The following is a 19,454-nucleotide window of genomic DNA, read 5'->3' as shown; positions in this document are numbered from 1 at the left end:
AGCCAGATTTCGATTGACGTCCCAGGTCGTGTGCAGATGGCGACTATCCGAAGTCGAACAATTCGCTCCAAAAGGACTCACGTTTTTTCGGATAGTTTTCCGTGTATTTCTGTGGTGAGCCTTGCGGCGGCGTTGGAGAATGTTCCCGCAGCTGGTGCGCGTCGTGGTCTTCATGACGCTCGCGGTAACTTTGTTCATGACTTGCGTGCTTCAAAAGCTTGTCCAACTCGCCGCGGTCAAGCCATACGCCGCGGCAAGTTGGGCAATAATCGATCTCCACTCCTTTTCGTTCGCTCATCCGAAGCTCGCATTCACAGGTTGGGCATTTCATAAGTCGATCCTTAATCCAGGGGTTTGAAACGAACGGTCAACGGTCGAGAAATTGGGCTTTCGGCAATCCGCAGGCGACCGACGTGTTCCGACTATTAATCTCTCGCATTTGCCGACCAAGCCAGGCACTCCTCTATCAATGCTTCGCCTGCGAAGGAGATCTCCTTAGCCTCGCCCCTTATCTCACGGAGCAGCTTTTTTTCCCGCTCACTCACCTTACCGTCAATCAAGATGATCCTACGTAACCACTCTGCGCGCTCATCATTGAGTGTTCCACCATCAAGCAGGTGCTGTTTGATCACCTTGTAGAAGAATTTCTCAAAAGTTGGTGCTATCTGATCAGTACGGCGGTATAGATTAAGTAAGAACTCAGCCTCTTCTCGATCGATCTTTCCATCTGCGGAAAGCAATTCGCGTAGGGATTCGACTTCGTGCCCCTCGATCTTGCCGTTGGTCAAGATCCTCTTGCCGAGTGTGCGAAATTCATTCCTCATTCGTTTATGCCTTTCAATGGTGAACAGAACTTTAGTTGGCTATTAATGCCTGATCTCTTCTGAGAACTTGCATCTGAATGTCCGCATGAACACGTGTATACTTAATTGCCTTTAACTGCCTCCAGATTGATATCAATGGGTTCGCCACTTGGATTACTAGATGATACGGTAGCGACTGCTCATGGTTTCATCGGAAGTGAGGAGTTGACCTATCGGTGTTTCCGATATAATGCGGATATGGATCAGCTTAACTATTACTATCTGCATACGTTTTGGACCGTCGCCAAAGAGGGGAGCCTCGTCGCGGCCGCCGAGAAGTTGCTGCTAGCGCAGCCGACGATCAGCGGCCAAATTAGGGAACTTGAAAAAACATTAGGGCAAAAGCTATTCGATCGCGTCGGTCGTGGAGTGGCGTTGACCGAGGCTGGACATCACGTCGTGCGCTACGCCGAGGAGATTTTCGCCCTAGGACGCGAACTCATGGATGACGTGGCGGGACTGCCAACTGCGCGGCCCTTACGTCTTTTTGTCGGCGTCGCGGACGCGTTACCGAAGGCTGTGGCCTATAACCTACTCCGGCCAGCCCTAGCGATTACGGATTTGCGTATGCTTTGTCGAGAGGGCAAGACCGATCATCTCATCGCGGAACTTGCGCTTCAGCGTCTAGACGTGGTCCTGGCCGACACGCCGCTTAATCCGGCTGTGAAGGTCAAGGCGTTCAGCCATCTGCTGGGTGAAAGCGGAGTGTCCATCGTCGCCTCGGAGCCTCTCGCGAAGAAGTACCGGCGTGACTTCCCGCGCTCACTCGATCGCGCACCCTTCTTGCTGCCGACGGAGAACACGACATTGCGCAGATCCCTTGATCAATGGTTCGATGCTGAATCGATTCGGCCTAACGTCAAGACTGAGTTTGAAGATAGCGCATTGCTCAAGTGCTTTGGACGCGATGGAACCGCTTTGTTCCCCATCGCGACAGCCGTGGAGGCAGATGTCTGCCAACAGTTCCACGTCCGCTTAGTCGGTCGCATTGAAGAAGTTCGCGAACGCTTTTATGCGATTTCCGTAGAGCGTCGCATCAAGCACCCGGCGGTGCTGGCAATCTCAAAGCAAGCGCAATCTACGTTGAATAACAGTTAGATTATTCGGCGTGCAGCCGGATGCTACACCTAGTCCGAGCGAATTCTCCGGTAACCGCGCGGATAGAAGAACTTTGGTTTGCTGGCACTGTTCGCCGCAAGTCATTTTGCCGACCGCACTTCGAGCAACGGTGTGTCAAATTTCATGTCGGAATTCAAAGTCCCATCAAACGTAGTTTTTGACACAGCTCTACGCGGCAACCTTGGGAGACTTGCATCGCCTTAGCATGGAATCGCACCGTGTGATGCCGGAAGACCTCTAGGCATCTACTTGGACCGCGCATTTCGCACAATCTCCGTGCTGCTTAGATGCCATCGCGTGAACTTGGTCGTGCGGCCCAAGCCCACGAGATTGCCGCCAGGGCGAGCCATCCGCTGTTTGGCTCCGGGACGCCGGTACTCGAAGCGATCAGTCTGCTCACCCCATAATTCGCTTGCCAATCGGCAAGATCACTCGCGCTCAGAGCTTTTGGTGAACCGCCTCGTTGCCAAATCAAAAAGTCGCGGCCATCGACGTCACCGTCCTCGTCGAAGTCGCCAGGTATCCCTTCAATCACCCCGGCCAGATGCACCGTCACATACTTCTAATTCGCATGCCGAGTGTCCTGAGTCACGGACGCTCCGCTTGAGGGGAATAGTAATCCAGAAGGCCTGTTTCTTAGCGCTAAATGGTGGGGGGTGAATCACCAAGCAGCGTCACTTCCGCCCCATCCCATGTTCACAGGGAGGTGAGAAACAGGGAGTTAGGAGTGTGAAGTGATGAATGCGTTGCTATGAACATCGATCGCTGATCGCACTCCGCGCTCGACCTAACAGTACTTCCGAGTCCGACCGAAGCCGAGCGAGGCGAGGCCGAGCAGCATTACGCACGACGACGGCTCGGGAACCGGCACCGCCCTCAACTCCAGGAGGATGTCGTCGACACGGGTGAAGCCCTGAGTCGAGTTATAGCCGAACGTGATCGGGCCGGCGTAGAACGCGCTGTTGACGGCCTCGGTCACTTTCTCAAGAGGATTGCTGGGCACGTTCAGCATGTAGACCGGCAGTCCGTTGGGATCGCGCAAGCTAAAGTTGGCGTTGTTGTTGGTGCTGGTCCCGCGTCGCCGCGCGAAGCTCACCAGCGACACTTCGTAGCCAGGGGCCGGGGTGAAGATGATCTCAGCAAGCGGCGCGGGCGGGATGTTCCCCGGCTGGCCAACGCTGAAGTCTCCCGGCGACGCGAAGTTGGTCGCTACATGGTTCTGGTCTGGCGTGATGCCGGGACGGTCGGCCGGCTTAAAGAAGACCGTGAGATCCGTCGTGGAGCCGTAGTCCGTCCCGACCGGTTGACCGCTCGCCGTACAACCCACGTCCGCGGGACCGCCCGAGGAAGAGCTGCTGCAGGCCACATCGTCAAACGTCAGCAGAATGGAGGCGGCTTGGGCTGGCCCCGCGAGCAGGGCCAGCATCATCGCCGCGGCGATCGCAAATCTCGTCATTACTCTCTCCAGCTGGGGGATTCAAAGAGACAGGTTTTAATATGCAACCCGACGGCAGTCACTTTGATGGGTGCGCCGAACAAGCCGGCATCGTTCCGATGCCGTGCGCTATCTCCCGAGTCCGCGTCTTGCTGCCAACGCACAAAGTCCCATCGCGAACAAACTCAACGAAGCCGGTTCAGGCACAATTGGCGTTTCGGGCTGCGTGTCATAATCCACTTGCACAACGGCCGACGAACCACTGAGCGAAAAAGCCAGTGCCAGTCCAAGGTCACCCGCAGAAGCAAAATTCGAACCATCAGTAGAAAGCACGGAAAGATCTGCCGACTCAATTGCCGCGCCGAATCCCGTCCATAGACCGGCGCCAAACAAAGAAATGGGTGCACCTCCCAGGTTTTTGGCAGTCAGCTTCACCGTGAGACCTCCAGCCACGCTATCGAACTGAAAAAGCGCTAAGTCGTCAGTCGCGATCGAACCGGTGAACAATGCCGTATCGTCATTGGCACTTACAATATCGTTCTCTGCATAAAACACAAACGTGCTGCCATCCAGATCGGAACCATTGAGATCGATCTTCTCAAAAGTGAATGTGGTTCTGGCAGCGGAACCAATGAGCTCCGTCACCGCTCGTACAGAGATGTTAGCAATGGAAGCCGTGTTTTCGACAAGTCCGCCACCTAAGTCTACGGGTGAACCAAAACCACCAGATCCGCCGTTGCTCAGTACAGAGGGTATTCCGTCGACAATCAACACGGGATCAATGGACCAAGCCGTGCCAATGCCGCTTGTCAGATCGATGTAATCGTGGAAACCACCAAGTGGAACAAGGCCATTATTAAATTCGCCGCCATAGACAGTTACCTGCGTGGTGGCATTAGAAAGAATTACCGACGCATGAATCGTGGAACTGAATTGCCCAATAAGAACCGCGCCAGTAAGAATCGCGGAAAGAAAAAATTGATGCATTGTCATTAGGCAAACCTCGGTTTTTTGGCAATAGTCGTTGTTGCTCAGGGTCGTATCATACCCGGGATATCCCGGATAGAACAGTCGAGAACCGCTTCCGACACAATTAGCTCTCATCGTGAACGCTGCGCCCCCTCGTGTGTAGCGAGTGGCGTTTTTTCCGATTTTTCCCTGCACTGGCAGGCAAGAAGAGCTCCAAAGACCGCGTTTGGACTTCGAATCCGCCCTTCAGCGCGCAACTTCTCCTGAAATCGTGACTTGCACCGTGCTTGCTGGGTTAGGCACGCGGCGTGGCGACTCCCGGCGGCGACATCGCCAGCCGTGCGATCCGGTCGAGGATCGCCGCGAACAACCGCCGTGGCACGGCCACCTCGGCGAGTTGGAAAGTGACGTACTTGAAGTGCCTTGTCACCTTGGCTCCGATCTTCACCAGCTTTTCACGGAGCGTAATCAGCGACCAGTGACTCAGATCACTGGGCAGTGCCAACCGCCCCAGGGAGTTGCCGAGGTTGTAAGCCAAGGCGAATAACCGCAACCATGTTTGGTTGTAGGCGGTTCCTTCCTGCTCGCCATATGGCCCGCCAACCTGCACATGAGGGCGTGACCGGTGTAGCGATGTCATTGGCACTTGGCCGGATTCTCAAGAACTGCTCCATGGGTTATGAGAATCTGGAGGGGAAGACTGGCCATAGAATTTTAGGAGACTTAGGCCATGAAGAAGAGTCATTTAACAGATCAGCAGATAGCGTTTGCCCTGCAGCAAGCAGAGGCCGGTGTGGGGGTGGAAGAGCTTTGTAAGGAATGGTGAGAAGTCCATGTGTCATGGGAACTTCAAATTACACCGTGCCAGTCACCCCTTAAATCGCTCGATTAGTTCTGGCCCCTCATTCCGAGCATTATTGACTTTGGGGTCCACGAGATAGCTCTCCATCTCCGCAGCCGGGAAGGGCTTGTAGAGCCGTTTCAGTTTTGTGGGGTCTTGCATCTCGGGATCGAGCCACAGATCGTAATCGTGGTCGTACAAGATCACTGGCATCCGGTCGTGGATTTCGCCGACAAGTTCGTTGGCCTCAGTCGTCATCTAAGCCGACAACAGGTTCCCCAGCGATCAGACGTTCATAGTCCGACATTTTGCCGCCATCGAAGCAGCAGCGAATGATCTCTTTGCCCAACGGGTGAAGATCCTCAACATCAAACTCAGCCAGATGCTTGAAGAAGAAGTTCTCCAGCACCTTGGCGCCGGCGTCGTACGCCTCTGGACCCACGTGCATCGAGCGATCGACTTGTAGCATGGAGAAGGGAATTCGCTGCCCCTCGACAATCAGTTGCTGGAGCGCGTAGCCCAACAGACTCGACCTCGCGGGAGTCAGTTCGCTGGGGCCGAACTTGGCGCCACCCCGGCGGGCTAGGTACTCCCGGGCGATCCACTGCGGCATAAAGCCAACCTTCCAGGCCCCTATATGTTGATTAGGGATCAGCACGTAACGCACCCGCGGGGTATTGATGATTTGTTCGAGAATCAAATTGGCTTGATCGACCCGGCGGCCCGTTGCAAACGGCCAATAACTGCCCACGCCTTCGCTGCCCATGCCTTCCGATTCGACGACGCTGGGATTGGCGTGGCCACGCGGTGCTACCAGTCGCCACAACCATGCCAGGGCCGGCGGCAAGACATGGAATAAACCTACAATCCCAAAGGTGGGTCGTTCTTTGGTGCAAGGCGGCGTTCGGACTCCAAAGCTGCGAATGTCGACCGCTACCCCTCCGGTCACCACGTTGGGCACATTGCGGCGCGGCAAGATCACGCGCGGATTCGGGCACGGAATCCCGGGCTCGTCTTCGATATGCTCCCAAATCAGCGCCGTTGAACCGGGGGCCGCTTTAATGTTGAGAAACAACAGTGGCTCATTAGCGTGAATCGTCGATTCCTCTAAGTGAGGATCAGTTCCGTAGCGGTGGATATGGTTGACCCGAACGAACCAAGCATCTTCGGCGTCGGCGACGCCTAAGCGACCATCCACGCGTTGGAACCGCGGGTGGCAGAGCGCCATGTCGTCGGTCACTGGGTGAACATCGCAGGTCCGAGGCAAGATGAGATGGCGCCGTTCCTCGGGAACGTTCACATGCTGCGCGAGCAGAAGCCGCCCGTCACGTTCGCGATGAGCTTGTTCTAGCATTTCGCTCTTGCCGCCGCCGCTGGCACCTTCGTGCATGATCGTCAGGCGATTTCCGTAGGGAGTAATCACACGGGCTGTGCTGCAGTGGGCAGTGACCCACTTTTCTTTTTCGCCGCGGGTGAGCAGCACGCCGTAGATTCCTTTCTTCGCGCTGGGCCCCGGGTAAAGGTTGTAACTAAACAGTTCATGCATGTCCGGCAAGCGATTGTGCACCACAATTTGCTGGCCACCAAAGTGCGTATGCCGAAAGGGCGGGGCAACGTAAATCACCGCCTTGGGGTTGAAGGTCTTTGGAAGCGTTTCGTAGTCCCGAATTCCCTGAAGCAACGCGAGTCCGAGCGCGAAAAAGCCTGCGTTCTCTGGGGCGACGACAACGGCGTCGACACCTTCTTCGAACATCCCTGCTACAAACGGAAAGAGCGCAAGTTTTTGCGTTTTGAGCCATTCGAAGGTCGCTTCCCGGATCGGCTCGAATTCAGCGCCAAACCGGGCGTGATAGGTGGGCTTGTTCGTGGCCTGTGTGTCGCCAATGACCATGCAATCGGGATCACGGCGGCGCATGTACGGCTCGACGTAATTGGCGGCCACTCCGTTCGTCACTTCACAGGCCTGGGCTTCGACAACTCGACCGCGACCCGGCACTTCGTACGCTACCTCGTGCCAGCCATCCGGCCCCGCGTCACGGACCGCCAAAGAAACTAGTTGCTCTACATTCCTGCCAACGATGTACCCCGGACAGGCAGCTAAGATCTCGTGTAATTCCGAGGGCAGAGCGAAGAAGTTGAATTCCGACGTATTTGACTCACGCATTGGGACGCAATCCTTAAAATTTCGTTTGCAAAAGTACACAAGTTAAGAATCCCGTGGTACCGAGCTGACCGCGACTCGCCAGTATTTGCTCGGCAGAAAAACCCAACAGGCCGACGCATTCTATATGTCCTTGAACGCCGCTGACAAGGAATGACGACACCAGGGCGCGCAATGATTCTACCTTTAAATGATTGGCAAAATCGTAGCTGTTCACGGCCCGTCCGCGTTGAGCAAATGGCGCAATGTGTAGGTTAGTTATTTTGGTGAGCATAGCGAGCAAATTTGCCCCAAGAATTTAAACTCACAAAGTGCGTCGGAGTTTTTCACGTCTATCGCCGGACGCCTTAGGCGGCGATGATGGTTGATAGCACGAAGTACGATCTCGCATGCCTTGGAGCCAGGGGCAAACGCTAGGACGTGATGTCACGGTCGAGCAGATGTGAACGGCCAACATCGGTTTATACCTGCTTTCTCAGCCGTTCTCCAGCAGCCACTGAACCGCGGTACGCGAGAGTTCGGCGGCGTTGCTGACGGCGAGTTTCCGCTTAATGTTTTCGCGATGGGTGTCGATGGTGTGTGTGCTGAGGAAAAGCCGTTCCGCAATAGCACTGGTCTTTAAGCCTTCTCCAATCATGCGAAAAATCTCGAGTTCACGGTCAGTAAGACATTCAAATGGGGATTTAGTATTGTCGGAAGCGCCTAGGGCTTGGTTGATGAGCCGTCGACTGATCTCCGGACTTAGGAAGCGTTCACCGGCAAGCACGGTACGAATAGCTGCGATCATCTTCTCGTTAGATTCTTGTTTATTGAGATATCCAAGTGCTCCGGCCCGGAAAGCACGCTCTGCATAAAGAGACTCCTCAAAGCCGGAGATGACTAGCATTTTGACCGCAGAATCAAACGCCCTAATGCGTTTGATTAGCTCGATCCCATGGCCGCTCTTAAGCGAGATATCCACAAGCACTAAATCGGGGTCTGTTTGCTTCACAAGTGCGAATGCTTGGTCTTCGGAGTCCGCCTCGCCGCACACTTCTAGGTCTAAATGGAGAGAAATACGTAACGCCAGCCCTTCGCGAACCGAGGGATGGTCATCTACAATCAGGATTTTCATGGGTGAACGGGGTTTATTCACTAGAAATCTCCACCCGAGGGTAAAGCAACACACATCTCACACATGTTCCACCCGCCTCGCGGCGTTCGACATGTAACGTTCCACCAATCATCCCGGCGCGATATTGCATCGTCCGCAACCCCATGCCTCGGTCTTTGCCAGTGGGAATGACTCTGCCGTCGAGCGCGTCGATGCCGACACCATTGTCACGCACTTCCAAGATAAGCTTGCTTTCATTCTGCCGTAGTGAAATGCATATTTCTTCTGCGTGGCTGTGCCGAAGTGCGTTGTTCACCGCTTCCTGAGCGATTCGGTATAGGTGCGTCGCCGTGGTGTTGTTGACGGCCATAACCGGCAGGGGACAATCGAAACGGCAACTCAGCTTTGGCGGGGCGTGAATCGAGGCGGCAAGCTCATCGAGTGCCGACCGCAACGCCTCAGCGTCGATCTGCACTGGCATGATGCCGTGAGAGAGCTGATGAATGTCTCGATGTGCCTTGGAGAGTTTTCGATTGAGTTTGTCTGCGATGTTGCAAATCCGGGTAAAGCTGGCTTCATCGAGCTGCCGCACGAGTTGGCCCTCAAATTCCTTCGCCGGCACGTCTGTCAAGAGTTTCAGCAGCGTCCCAGCGACCAACGAGAGAGCGGTCAATTCCTGTCCAGTACCGTCGTGTAGTTCTTGACCGATGCGGCGCTGCTCCTCTGCGGCACTTTCCAGAACGTGTGTCTGCAGTTTCTTGCGTTCGGAGATGTCGCGGATTATTCCGGTAAAATATTCAGAGTGATCGACTTGAGTTACGGACAGGTCGATGGGGAATGTCGAGCCATCGTTTCGGCAGGCAACCAATTCGCGAGGAACATTGAGAATTCTCGCCTGGTCTGTTTCCATGTAGTGTTGGAGATAGCCATCGTGCTCCTCGCGGAACGGGGATGGCATTAGCATCTTAACATTCTGGCCAATCATCTCGGCATAGGAGTAGCCGAACATCTTCTCGGCAGCCCGATTGGTGTTCTGGATCCGGCCGCGGCTGTCAATCGTAATGATAGCGTCAAACGCAGAGTTCCAGATGGCTTCAAGATGGTCGTGATTCTCACGCAACTCTCGAGTGCGCTGCGAGACGACTTCTTCAAGCTCTGCATTGCGTCGGTTCAGTCGTTTCGCAGCAAGTTTGGAGTGCGTGTCGTCAAACACATAACCCTTGATGCGCAAGAGTTGACCCTGAGCGTCGAATGTTCCCAGCACGGTTTCAATAACATGTCGCGGCGTCCCATCGCTGTACAGTCCTATACGTTCGTAGCGCTCTAAGGTCTTATTTTGCGAGAGGAGATAGATGAATCGCGGCCAAGACAACGGTGCTATATAGAGATTCGCAATATTGCTGCCAATAGCTTCCTCGCGACTGTGGAAGCCGAAAATCTTCACGAAGGCTTTGTTGCAAAGCAAAATCGTCCCATCTGGCGCAGCGAGATAGTCTCCCGTGAGGTCGTCCTCAAACAGTAGCCGAAAGCGTTCTTCACTTTCGCGAAGTGAATCCGCAGTTTCTTTGCGTTCCGTGATATCACTAAGAAGACTGTCGTAAGCGATCAGGCGACCTTGAGCATCGTGGTAAGGAACGACTGTCTTTTGAATCCAACGGATGCGGTTGTCCTTGTGCCGGATGCGGTATTGGATGACCGGCGCTTGCTGATCAGCAAGTACCGCAGCCGTTTGCCGCACGACGTCGGGGCGGTCCTCCTCCGCAACGATTTCAAACCACAACGACGGATTCGCGACATACTCTTCCGGCCTGTATCCGGTTATGACCTCGCAGTTCGCGTCGTGGATCTTCTCAACGATCCGACCATCTTCGATCCGGACTCGGTAGTGGTAATTGGCGACCGCAGCACGTAGGCAACGGTAGCGACACTCCGCTTCTGTAAGTTCTTGCGTTGGTAGTTGTTCTTCCATCGTCACATTGATATCCGAACTGGCAGCGATTGCGGCAGAATGCTTGATGGCGGTTAAAATCTCACAATTCGAGATTTTAGCGATTCTCCAGCCCACGGGGCATGGCGGAATCCGCTATTCGCAAATGGCTAATGCTTCGATTTTTTGACGGTCAGCCTGTGCCTCATAATATCTCTCGCTGGATTGATCGAGTTAGATGCAAGCATGGGATAGGAGGAGTTTTTGCCGCGGATAAGGCCCAACGGTCATACAGGACGCGGCCACGACGCCGTTTACGAATCAGGAGCGCGGTATGCGAGTGTTAATAGCTAACGGAGATCAGAGGTTTTTGGGGGTCGCCCAGCAATACCTGTCGGATCACGGGCATGAAGTGAACATCGCCACTAATGGACTAGAGAGTGTCGCTATGTTGCGTCGGTGTTCCCCCGACGTCGTCGTGCTCGATCGAGAGTTGCTCTGGGGCGGTAGCGATGGTGTTCGGGCTTGCATGCTGCAGGTTCCCAGGTGGTCAGACATTCCAGTGGTTCTAACTTCGGACGACGTGGTGCCGGAGGAATTCGGCAACACCGCATGCCCCCCTTTAGCAGGGCACCTTCAAAAGCCGTTCCAGCTTGAAGACTTACTAGTCCACCTACACGGGTGCTGTCTGAACGGCACACAAAGTCCGTTGTAGGTCGTTGTCCGGAAGGAGAAAGTCATGACTGTGAAATTACTGGTACGCGACGAACTCCGGAGTGTTCGCACAGACTTCCCGTGGAGGTCCAGGCGGTGTGCTCGTTTCGAGGCACTGGACAAGTCGGATATCGCCGCGCTGAGCACCTCCGCAATCAACGGTATGACCTGCGACGAACTGGTGCGAACGATCCGCGCTGCAAATCTGCCAGATCTGCTCTGCCGCAATCTAGACGAGCACCTGCCGTTCTACGACCACAATGTGCTCAAGCGGCTGGCATACCTCGCGCAGCGATGTTGCCGCAACCGTGGGATGGGGACGCTCGGAAAGGATGCTGAACACGCAAGTCTAGGTCACTGCGATTAAGCCTTCGCTGCACCATCAGGCGTAGACGACTAAATACAGCAAATCACGGAAAGGCTACGCCGTGGACGTACTTGTCGGAAAGAATTTACATCAGCTTCCCTCGGACGAAGTCCTGCAATTATTGGGAACGGACGCCGAAAAAGGGCTCGACATACTGGAGCTTCAGGCGCGTCAGGCGCGTTTCGGACCCAACATTATTCTCGCCGCGAGAGGACACGGACCCTGGATGCGGTTCTTGCTGCAATTTCACACACCGTTGGTGTACATCCTGCTCACGGCGGCGGCGATCACGGCACTATTGCATGAGTGGGTCGATTCGGGCGTGATCTTTGGCGTCGTCATCGTGAACGCGGTCATTGGATTCCTACAGGAGTCCAGTGCCGCGAAAGCACTGGCGGCGCTCGCCCAGACGACGTTGACAGAAGCCAGCGTCTTGCGAGCTGGGCAGATGCGGCGAATCTCCTCCACCGAGTTAGTGCCCGGCGATATCGTATTCCTGCAGTCCGGCGACAAGGTGCCTGCGGACCTACGGCTATTTCACTGTCGCGACCTTCAAGTTGATGAATCGGCCCTGACCGGGGAATCCGTCCCTGTGAACAAGCAAGTGGACGTCATGGCTGATGATGGTTCGCTCGCTGACCGCCGCAATCTGACCTATACATCGACCCTTGTGACATACGGGCAGGCACGGGGAGTGGTCTTCGCGACTGGTTCAAGTACGGAGGTGGGACACATCTCGAAGCTGATTTCCACTGCCGACATGCTGGAGACACCGCTGACACGCAAGATTGCAACGTTCAGCCGCCTGCTATTAGTAGTAATTTTGGGACTGGCAGGTATCACATTTCTCGTGGGTTGGCTCCGCGGTCAACCGGCGGTCGAGATGCTCATGGCGGCAGTGGCTCTCGCGGTGGGAGCGATCCCAGAAGGGCTGCCGGCGGCGGTCACGATCACGTTGTCGATTGGCGTCGCGCGGATGGCACGCAGGCGAGCCATTATCCGCAAGTTGCCCGCCGTCGAAACTTTGGGAAGCACCACGATTGTCTGTTCGGATAAGACCGGCACGCTCACGGTCAACCAAATGACCGTGAGCGAAATCCTGGCGGGAGACACTGTTTACGAGGTTTCAGGGAGCGGCTACGAACCATTAGGAGAAATTAAGACTGTAAGCGAGCAAGGCCCCGTCCTAGCTGAAAACGTTGCTGCACGGGAATGTTTGCAGGCGGGACTTCTGTGCAACGATTCCGCGCTGGCCGAGAAGTCGGGACGGTGGGAGGTTCAGGGCGATCCTACGGAGGGCGCGTTGCTTACGTCGGCGGCCAAGGGAGGCTTGGACCACAAGGACTGGACCACGCGTCTACGGCGGATCGATGTCGTCCCGTTCGAGAGCCAGCATCAGTACATGGCGACGCTCCACGAGAGCGGGGATGCCGCTCAGAGAAAACTGTATGTCAAGGGCGCGGCGGAGGTGGTGCTGTCGAAGTCCATAGCGATGCTCGACGCGAGTGGTAATAAGATTCCCCTCGACGCGGTCGCGGTGCAACGGCAGCTTGAGAGGCTAGCCGAGAAAGGGCTGCGGGTGCTGGTATTTGCCTCCGCCGATCTACCCGGCGACACTAAGTCGATTACCCATGCCGACGTGAACGAACTGACATTTTTGGGGTTGCAAGGAATGATCGATCCGCCGCGGCCGGAAGCGATCAGCGCTGTGATGGCGTGCCAGTTAGCTGGAATTCACGTCAAGATGATCACAGGCGACCATGCGCTGACCGCCCAAGCCATTGCCCGACAGATCGGACTGAGCGGGCGGGGAATGGCTAGGCCCGAAAGTCCGCTGGTACTAACCGGCCGCGAATTGGCGGATCGATCCGATGCCCGGCTTATTGACACTGCGGACCAAGTGGCCGTGTTCGCGCGCGTGACTCCCGAACAAAAACTGCGACTTGTTCGCGCCCTCCAGGCGGGTGGCCACATCGTGGCGATGACCGGGGACGGGGTGAACGATGCCCCGGCGCTCAAACAGGCCGACATCGGCGTCGCCATGGGGGTCAGTGGCACCGAAGTCGCCAGGGAAGCTGCCGACATGGTCCTAACCGACGATAACTTTGCGACCATCGAGGCGGCGGTCGAGGAAGGACGGGGTGTATTCGACAACCTGACCAAGTTCATTGTTTGGACGCTGCCCACAAACATGGGCGAAGGCTTGGTCATCCTGGCCGCGATCTTCGCCGGCACGACCCTGCCGATCCTGCCGGTGCAGATTCTGTGGATCAATATGACCACGGCAGTGCTGCTGGGCTTGATGTTGGCCTTCGAACCGAAAGAGCTCGACATCATGCAGCGGCCGCCTCGCGATCCTAAGACGCCGATCCTCACCGGCGAGCTGATCGGCCGCATCCTGATCGTATCGGCTGTATTGCTTATTGGCGCGTTTGGATCGTTTGAGTGGGCGCTCAACAAGGGAGCCGAGTTGGGACTGGACAAGGCGGCCAGCGACGCGCACGCCCGAACTGTGGCGGTCAACGTATTTGTGATGGTGGAATTGTTTTATCTGTTTAATTGTCGCTCGCTGACGAAATCGATGTTTCAACTAGGTGTGTTCTCGAATCTCTGGATTTGGGTCGGCGTGGGAAGCATGGTGGCGTTGCAGTTACTGTTCACCTACGCGCCATTCATGAACCAGGTGTTCCATAGCGCACCGATTGGATGGGACGCTTGGTGGCGAATCCTGCTGACAGCTATTGGGGCCTATGCAATCGTGGGGCTAGAGAAGTGGATTCGGAGGAAATGGACAGGTCGAACGTCTGTCAGCGTCATTACAGTTGCCGATTCCGAATTAGATACTGGAGAGCCAAAACGGTGATTTCTCGAAGCCATATCCGACTGTTCGCGCCCTGTCAGATGCGTTGCTGGCCGCTGTGGCAATTGTCTCGACGTGTAGGCAAAAAAGATGCAAGGAAGAATCGAGATGTTCAAGCCCATCTGGTCGGGTTTAAAGCTACCTACAGATCTGTCGCCATCGAACGTGCCATCACGTCGTCTGCAGAGGGATGAACTATGTTAGTGATTTCCTTTGAGTTTTTAGTGCTGGCAGCTGTAGTCGCGCTAGCCGGAACATGCTTGGCGTGGTCCGCCGACCAGATTGCAGAAATCACGCGGCTTGGCCGTCTATTGGTCGGCAGTGTATTACTCGCGGCAGCGACTTCACTGCCCGAATTGTCCGTAGATTTATCGGCGGTGCGACAGGAGATGCCCGATCTCGCGGCTGGCGATCTGTTTGGCAGCAGTTTAATGAATCTGTTGATTCTGGCAGTCTTAGACTTGGGTCATCGTTCTGGCGGAAGGATGCTCTCCCGTGAAGCCGCCGCGAATGCCTTATCGGGCGCACTAAGTATCGCCCTCACGGCTCTCGCCGGGATGGCAATTCTAACGACACCTCGCCTGCCAGGATTCTCCTTTCTTGATATCGGGATCTGGTCCTGGGGGATACTCGTGGCCTATTTGCTTGGCGTTCGAATGATCTTCCTCGACCAACGTATTTCTGCTCGCGCTGCGGCCGACCCATTCGAAGCAGGAAATTCTGACCAAGGTGGCATCAATTCTTTCCAACCTTCGCTGTGGAAACCAGCTGCCAGCTTTTCAGCGGCGACCCTCGTGCTCGTTCTCGCCGGGCCACGCCTAGCTCACGCAGCAGGACAATTGGCTGATCTCTCTGGGTTGGGCAAGACTTTTGTCGGTACGACACTCGTTGCGCTCAGCACTTCTCTGCCTGAGCTGGTAGCATCAATCACCGCGCTAAGAATGAAGTCGTTTGACCTTGTTATCGGCAACGTGTTTGGTAGCAACGCGTTCAACATGATTCTGTTTTTGCCCCTGGATGCGGTTCACCCTGGTTCGCTCTTTGCGGACATATCACCGTCGCATGCAGTAACGTCTTTTGCCGTGATCATCGCGACCACGATTGCCATATTGGGTCAGCTTTATCATGTAGAAAATCGACGGCGCATGGTCGACCCCGATGCTTTGCTGATGTTGTTGATCCTGGGTGGCGCCATTTTTCTTGTTTATCTGCTTTCAGTATGACTTTATGAGTAAGTGTTTATGTTAGAAGCTGCTGTTTATGATGCGAAACCCTACGACTGCGATTACATTGCGCGTGCGGCCAACGCAGAACGCATTGCGTGGCGATTCCACGACTTCAGACTCAGTGCTGAGACGGCTTCTTCGGCAAAAGGCGTGCAGGCTGTGTGCATCTTCGTCAATGATCGCGCGGACCGAGCCTGCCTGGAGATACTGGCGGCACTCGACGTGAAGCTGATCGCCCTGCGCTGTGCCGGCCACAACAATGTTGATCTGGATGCAGCTCGCACGCTTGGCCTGGCCGTCGTGCGTGTGCCGGCCTACTCACCTCATGCGGTTGCCGAGCACACCGTCGGATTGTTGCTCGCGCTTAATCGAAAGATTCATCGAGCTTACAACCGTGTCCGCGAGCTGAATTTCTCACTTGGCGGACTGGTGGGTTTCGACATCCACGGCAAGACCATCGGCATTGTCGGCACAGGCAAGATTGGCCGAGTCGCCGCGCAGATTTTCCGCGGCTTCGAAGCTAAAATCATGGCCCATGATCCGTTTCCCGAGGCTGACTGGGCCAAGGAACACGACATCATCTACACCGACTTCGAAACCCTGCTGTCGAGAAGCGACATTCTCTCGTTGCATCTGCCGCTTCTGCAGGACACGCTCCATCTCCTGAATGCACAGACGATCGCCCGGATGAAGCCCGGTGTCTTCATCGTCAATACCAGCCGCGGCAAACTGATCGACACCACCGCGCTGATCGCGGCGCTGAAATCGGGCCACATTGGCGGCGTGGCGTTGGATGTTTATGAGGAAGAAGAAGGCATCTTCTTCCAAGATCTCTCCGGTCAGGTTTTGCTCGACGACGAGCTATCGCACCTGCTCGTTTTTCCCAATGTCCTCATCACAGCTCACCAAGCATTCCTGACGCAAGAGGCGCTCAGCGAAATTGCTCGTGTGACGACTGCGAATATCCTCAAACTTGAAACCCGCGAACCATTCTTGAAGGGAACAACCTTATGAATCAGAACACACATGTAAATCGAGTGATTTTCTGCGTGACGATGGCAATGCCGGACACGTGCAAATGCTGAGGCCAAAAAGCGACTAATCTGAGTCTGCAAAGTCGTTAGTCTAATTGAAACAGGATATTTCCTATTAACTCGTAGTACTTTATGACCTCCCCTTCCCGAAAGGAGTTCCTATCATGCTCAAACGCCTCCTCGTGGGCCTTAGCGGTACGGAGTATACCGTGTCCGCAATCAATCAGGCAGTCGCTTTGGCGATGTCGCACGATGCCGAAGTGACCGGCGTCAGCATAATCGACGAGGCGCGCCTGACCTATTCTGGTCCCGTCCCGATCGGTGGTGGGCACTACGCTCACGAACTCGCCAACGACCGCATGGAAAAGGCGAAGGAGCGTAGCGAGTGGGCCGTGCAGGAGTTTACCAAAGCGTGCCGAGCGGCCGGCGTGCGGCATCAAGTGCTACGGGAAGTCGGCGAACCGTTCATGCTGATGATTGACCAAGCTCGCTATCACGACCTGATGATTTTCGGCCTGCGGAGCCTGTTCGATTTCGATCTCGTGCCCGATCCGCAGAACGTCATGGTGCGGCTGGTGCAAGCGGGGGTCCGCCCCCTGCTTGCCGTCTCCAAAGGCTTCTATCCCGTGAAAAAGGTGCTGATTGCCTACAGTGGCTCGATGGAGTCGGCCAAAGCCATGAAACGGTTCGTGCAGATGCGGCTGTGGCCTGATGCAAAGTTGCGGATCGTGACCTTCGAGCACCAAGGCGACAAAGCAGAACAACTCGTGAGCGACGCGGCCGATTACTGTCGAGCACATGGATTCGAGCCGGAGGAAGCGTTCGATCCTGAACCGCCGAAATACCATTTGCTTCCGTATGCGGAAGAGTGGGGCGCGGACCTCATTGTTATGGGCAACAGCGCGAAGAACCTACTGTTGCGACGCCTTTTCGGTGAGACGGCGCTCCATGTGATCCAGAACGCGGACCGTCCGTTGTTTCTGGCGCAATAACCCGTATGTGAAGTGCATGACGCCATAAATTCAACCTAGACGAATAAGGGAAGTCCATTGATATGGAACGTCAAAACCTTCAGAAACACATCCGTACATTAATCACCTTACCCGTCATAGATGCCCCAGTCATTAGTTGCTACCAGTCCTTGGCTGCTGGCAGGCTCGCGGATCGAAGCGCGTTCGACGAGCGAGTGCAGGTTCTTCGAAAGAGCTTGAATTTACAGGAACAACACGACTTCGATGCCGCTCTGGCTCGTATCGAGCAAATGTTGGCAACAGACATTCTGTCCAATGCGAAGGGACTCGCCGCCTTTTCGCGCAGAGGTGAGCAGCCGTTCTTTCTGCCGCTACAGTTTCAGGTTCCACTCCCAAATTGGATTTCCGTCGACAATACGCCCAACATCTATCACTTAGTCGAATTGAAGGATACTTACCACCGGTACGTTGTCATGCTTGTGACAAAAGAGAGCTTACGAATACTGCAAGTCAATTTGGGAGCGGTCACCGCGAAAATGTGGGAGCAGCGGCCGGAGTTACGGGATCGAGTGGGGAGCGAATGGTCGAAGGCCTATTTCCAACGCCATCGCGAGCAACGGACTCGCAAGTTCCTCAAGGACGCGATCGAGATCGTGAATCAGCTCATGTCCGCCGGCGGCTATACGCACTTAATTCTCGCTGGCCAGCCTGCCATGACTTCGAACATACAAAAGCATCTACCCAAGCACTTGCAGAACCATTTAATTGGTACCGTCACGGCATCCGGGGGAACGCGCCTGTCCGACGTGGTCGAGGCCACCCTGAGTTCGTTTGTTGAAGCAGAGGAACGGGAGTCGCGCACAATGGTGGCTAATCTTGTGCAGCAACTGCGCACTGGCGGCCTAGCGGTCGCAGGAACGGCTCCGTGTCTCTGCGCACTACACCGCGGCCGCGTGGATGTGCTCGTAATGTCTAAAGAATACGATCCCGGCCGAGGGTGGTCGTGCGATAAATGCGGACACATCGGCATTGAGGCTGAAGCGCCGGAGGCGTGTCCTGAGTGCGCGTCAGGGGAACTCCGTCGATTCAATACAAAGGAGCGGATGCTACAAAAAGCAGAGGAATTGCACTGCACGATCGAGATCGTAGGCCAGAGCGACGAGTTAATTCACCTGGGAGGCGTTGGTTGCCTGGTGAGCTACCGGTTGCCCGACGAATACTTGTAGCCAACTCCCAAGCCCGTGCAGTGCCCTTTTCTATGTTTCCTACAAAGGAGAATGATCATGTTGGTGCTCAGCCGCAAAGTCGGCGAACAGATCTGCGTGCCGCAGTTTGACATTGTCGTTACGGTTTTAGCAGTCAATGGACGGACGGTCCGTCTGGGGATCGCTGCCCCAGAGAAAATTTCCGTTGTCAGGAAAGAGTTGCTCGACCGTTCGCCACAACAAAGTGCTCGTGCCTTTGCTTCCGGGACCGAGTCAGAATCCGTGTCCACTGGCTAGGCCGCTGGACACATCTACAAGATATCGAAGCCGAGGTTTCATCTGGTCGTTCACTCCGTATGCGGTTGCTCAAACTAAAATTATTAAAAACAGCGCCTCACCATATGGATCGAAAGTCAAGAGTTTGCTAGAGGAATCCACCACGGTGAAATGGTTTTGGCTTCGATTATCGACGAGTGAGTTGCATGCCATAATTAGTTTGGACGATTGGAAACTCGCAATACAACTTGGTGCTCTTCGTCGCCTGATTAACAAGATCAGTCTGGGATCGAGTTTCAGCACACATTCTCACGGCGGCATCTACTTAGCAATGCCATCTGCGAGGGATTGAATGAGGCCTTTACAACACATCAACAATGGGTAGTGACGAGT

The 19,454-nt window shown here is 55.1% G+C and carries 18 protein-coding genes and 1 pseudogene; 9 read left to right on the top strand and 10 right to left on the bottom strand.

Features of this window, described 5'->3' with window-relative positions; translation table 11 throughout:
* Positions 1 to 43: 43 nt before the first annotated feature.
* On the bottom strand, positions 44 to 331 hold the full coding sequence (locus SH678x_RS16640) for a TFIIB-type zinc ribbon-containing protein (protein WP_496919579.1): 288 nt from the start codon (positions 329 to 331) through the stop codon (positions 44 to 46).
* 94 nt (positions 332 to 425) lie between these two features.
* Positions 426 to 824, bottom strand: a complete 399-nt coding sequence (locus SH678x_RS16635; RefSeq protein WP_496919578.1) for a tellurite resistance TerB family protein — start codon at positions 822 to 824, stop codon at positions 426 to 428.
* Between the two features lie 237 nt (positions 825 to 1,061).
* Between SH678x_RS16635 and nhaR the strand changes: the two genes are divergently transcribed.
* The gene (gene nhaR, locus SH678x_RS16630) at positions 1,062 to 1,961 is read left to right on the top strand and encodes a transcriptional activator NhaR (RefSeq protein WP_496919577.1); all 900 of its coding nucleotides are present in this window, start codon (positions 1,062 to 1,064) and stop codon (positions 1,959 to 1,961) included.
* 304 nt (positions 1,962 to 2,265) lie between these two features.
* Here the strand turns inward: nhaR and SH678x_RS16625 are convergent, their stop codons facing one another.
* From SH678x_RS16625 to SH678x_RS16590, 8 genes and pseudogenes are all read right to left on the bottom strand, one after another.
* On the bottom strand, positions 2,266 to 2,538 hold the full coding sequence (locus SH678x_RS16625; RefSeq protein WP_496919576.1) for a hypothetical protein: 273 nt from the start codon (positions 2,536 to 2,538) through the stop codon (positions 2,266 to 2,268).
* 231 nt (positions 2,539 to 2,769) lie between these two features.
* Positions 2,770 to 3,438 carry a PEP-CTERM sorting domain-containing protein gene (locus tag SH678x_RS16620; RefSeq protein WP_496919575.1) on the bottom strand — a complete coding sequence of 223 codons (669 nt, stop codon included), beginning with the start codon at positions 3,436 to 3,438 and terminating at the stop codon, positions 2,770 to 2,772.
* 108 nt (positions 3,439 to 3,546) lie between these two features.
* Positions 3,547 to 4,410, bottom strand: coding sequence for a PEP-CTERM sorting domain-containing protein (locus tag SH678x_RS16615; protein WP_496919574.1), 864 nt, complete (start codon positions 4,408 to 4,410; stop codon positions 3,547 to 3,549).
* 271 nt (positions 4,411 to 4,681) lie between these two features.
* A pseudogene (locus SH678x_RS16610) lies at positions 4,682 to 4,951 on the bottom strand (transposase); the annotation flags it as partial.
* Between the two features lie 303 nt (positions 4,952 to 5,254).
* Complete coding sequence (locus SH678x_RS16605) at positions 5,255 to 5,485, bottom strand: SOS response-associated peptidase family protein (RefSeq protein ID WP_496919573.1); 231 nt, start codon at positions 5,483 to 5,485, stop codon at positions 5,255 to 5,257.
* Positions 5,475 to 7,391: a DUF4914 family protein gene (locus SH678x_RS16600; RefSeq protein WP_496919572.1), complete on the bottom strand. Its 1,917-nt coding sequence runs from the start codon at positions 7,389 to 7,391 to the stop codon at positions 5,475 to 5,477. Before SH678x_RS16600 ends, SH678x_RS16605 begins: the two co-directional genes overlap by 11 nt.
* Before the next feature lie 472 nt (positions 7,392 to 7,863).
* Positions 7,864 to 8,502 carry a response regulator gene (locus SH678x_RS16595; protein WP_496919571.1) on the bottom strand — a complete coding sequence of 213 codons (639 nt, stop codon included), beginning with the start codon at positions 8,500 to 8,502 and terminating at the stop codon, positions 7,864 to 7,866.
* Between the two features lie 13 nt (positions 8,503 to 8,515).
* Entirely contained in the window at positions 8,516 to 10,450 is a 1,935-nt protein-coding gene (locus SH678x_RS16590; protein WP_496919570.1) for a sensor histidine kinase, read from the bottom strand.
* Positions 10,451 to 10,742: 292 nt separating this feature from the next.
* Between SH678x_RS16590 and SH678x_RS16585 the strand changes: the two genes are divergently transcribed.
* From SH678x_RS16585 to SH678x_RS16550, 8 genes are all read left to right on the top strand, one after another.
* Positions 10,743 to 11,123 (top strand): response regulator, encoded by a 381-nt coding sequence (locus tag SH678x_RS16585; RefSeq protein WP_496919569.1) that lies wholly within the window; start codon positions 10,743 to 10,745, stop codon positions 11,121 to 11,123.
* Between the two features lie 24 nt (positions 11,124 to 11,147).
* Complete coding sequence (locus SH678x_RS16580; protein ID WP_496919568.1) at positions 11,148 to 11,489, top strand: hypothetical protein; 342 nt, start codon at positions 11,148 to 11,150, stop codon at positions 11,487 to 11,489.
* 61 nt (positions 11,490 to 11,550) lie between these two features.
* Positions 11,551 to 14,352, top strand: coding sequence for a cation-transporting P-type ATPase (locus SH678x_RS16575; protein WP_496919567.1), 2,802 nt, complete (start codon positions 11,551 to 11,553; stop codon positions 14,350 to 14,352).
* 194 nt (positions 14,353 to 14,546) lie between these two features.
* The gene (locus tag SH678x_RS16570; RefSeq protein ID WP_496919566.1) at positions 14,547 to 15,572 is read left to right on the top strand and encodes a sodium:calcium antiporter; all 1,026 of its coding nucleotides are present in this window, start codon (positions 14,547 to 14,549) and stop codon (positions 15,570 to 15,572) included.
* Positions 15,573 to 15,590: 18 nt separating this feature from the next.
* Positions 15,591 to 16,589 carry a 2-hydroxyacid dehydrogenase gene (locus tag SH678x_RS16565; protein ID WP_496919565.1) on the top strand — a complete coding sequence of 333 codons (999 nt, stop codon included), beginning with the start codon at positions 15,591 to 15,593 and terminating at the stop codon, positions 16,587 to 16,589.
* Positions 16,590 to 16,773: 184 nt separating this feature from the next.
* Positions 16,774 to 17,601: a universal stress protein gene (locus SH678x_RS16560; RefSeq protein WP_496919564.1), complete on the top strand. Its 828-nt coding sequence runs from the start codon at positions 16,774 to 16,776 to the stop codon at positions 17,599 to 17,601.
* A gap of 62 nt (positions 17,602 to 17,663) precedes the next feature.
* On the top strand, positions 17,664 to 18,806 hold the full coding sequence (locus SH678x_RS16555) for a baeRF10 domain-containing protein (RefSeq protein WP_496919563.1): 1,143 nt from the start codon (positions 17,664 to 17,666) through the stop codon (positions 18,804 to 18,806).
* Between the two features lie 57 nt (positions 18,807 to 18,863).
* Positions 18,864 to 19,082, top strand: coding sequence for a carbon storage regulator (locus SH678x_RS16550; RefSeq protein ID WP_496919562.1), 219 nt, complete (start codon positions 18,864 to 18,866; stop codon positions 19,080 to 19,082).
* The last annotated feature ends 372 nt before the right edge of the window (positions 19,083 to 19,454 follow it).

Source organism: Bythopirellula superficialaquae, assembly GCF_059632245.1.
This window is presented reverse-complemented; position numbering and strand designations above follow the sequence as displayed.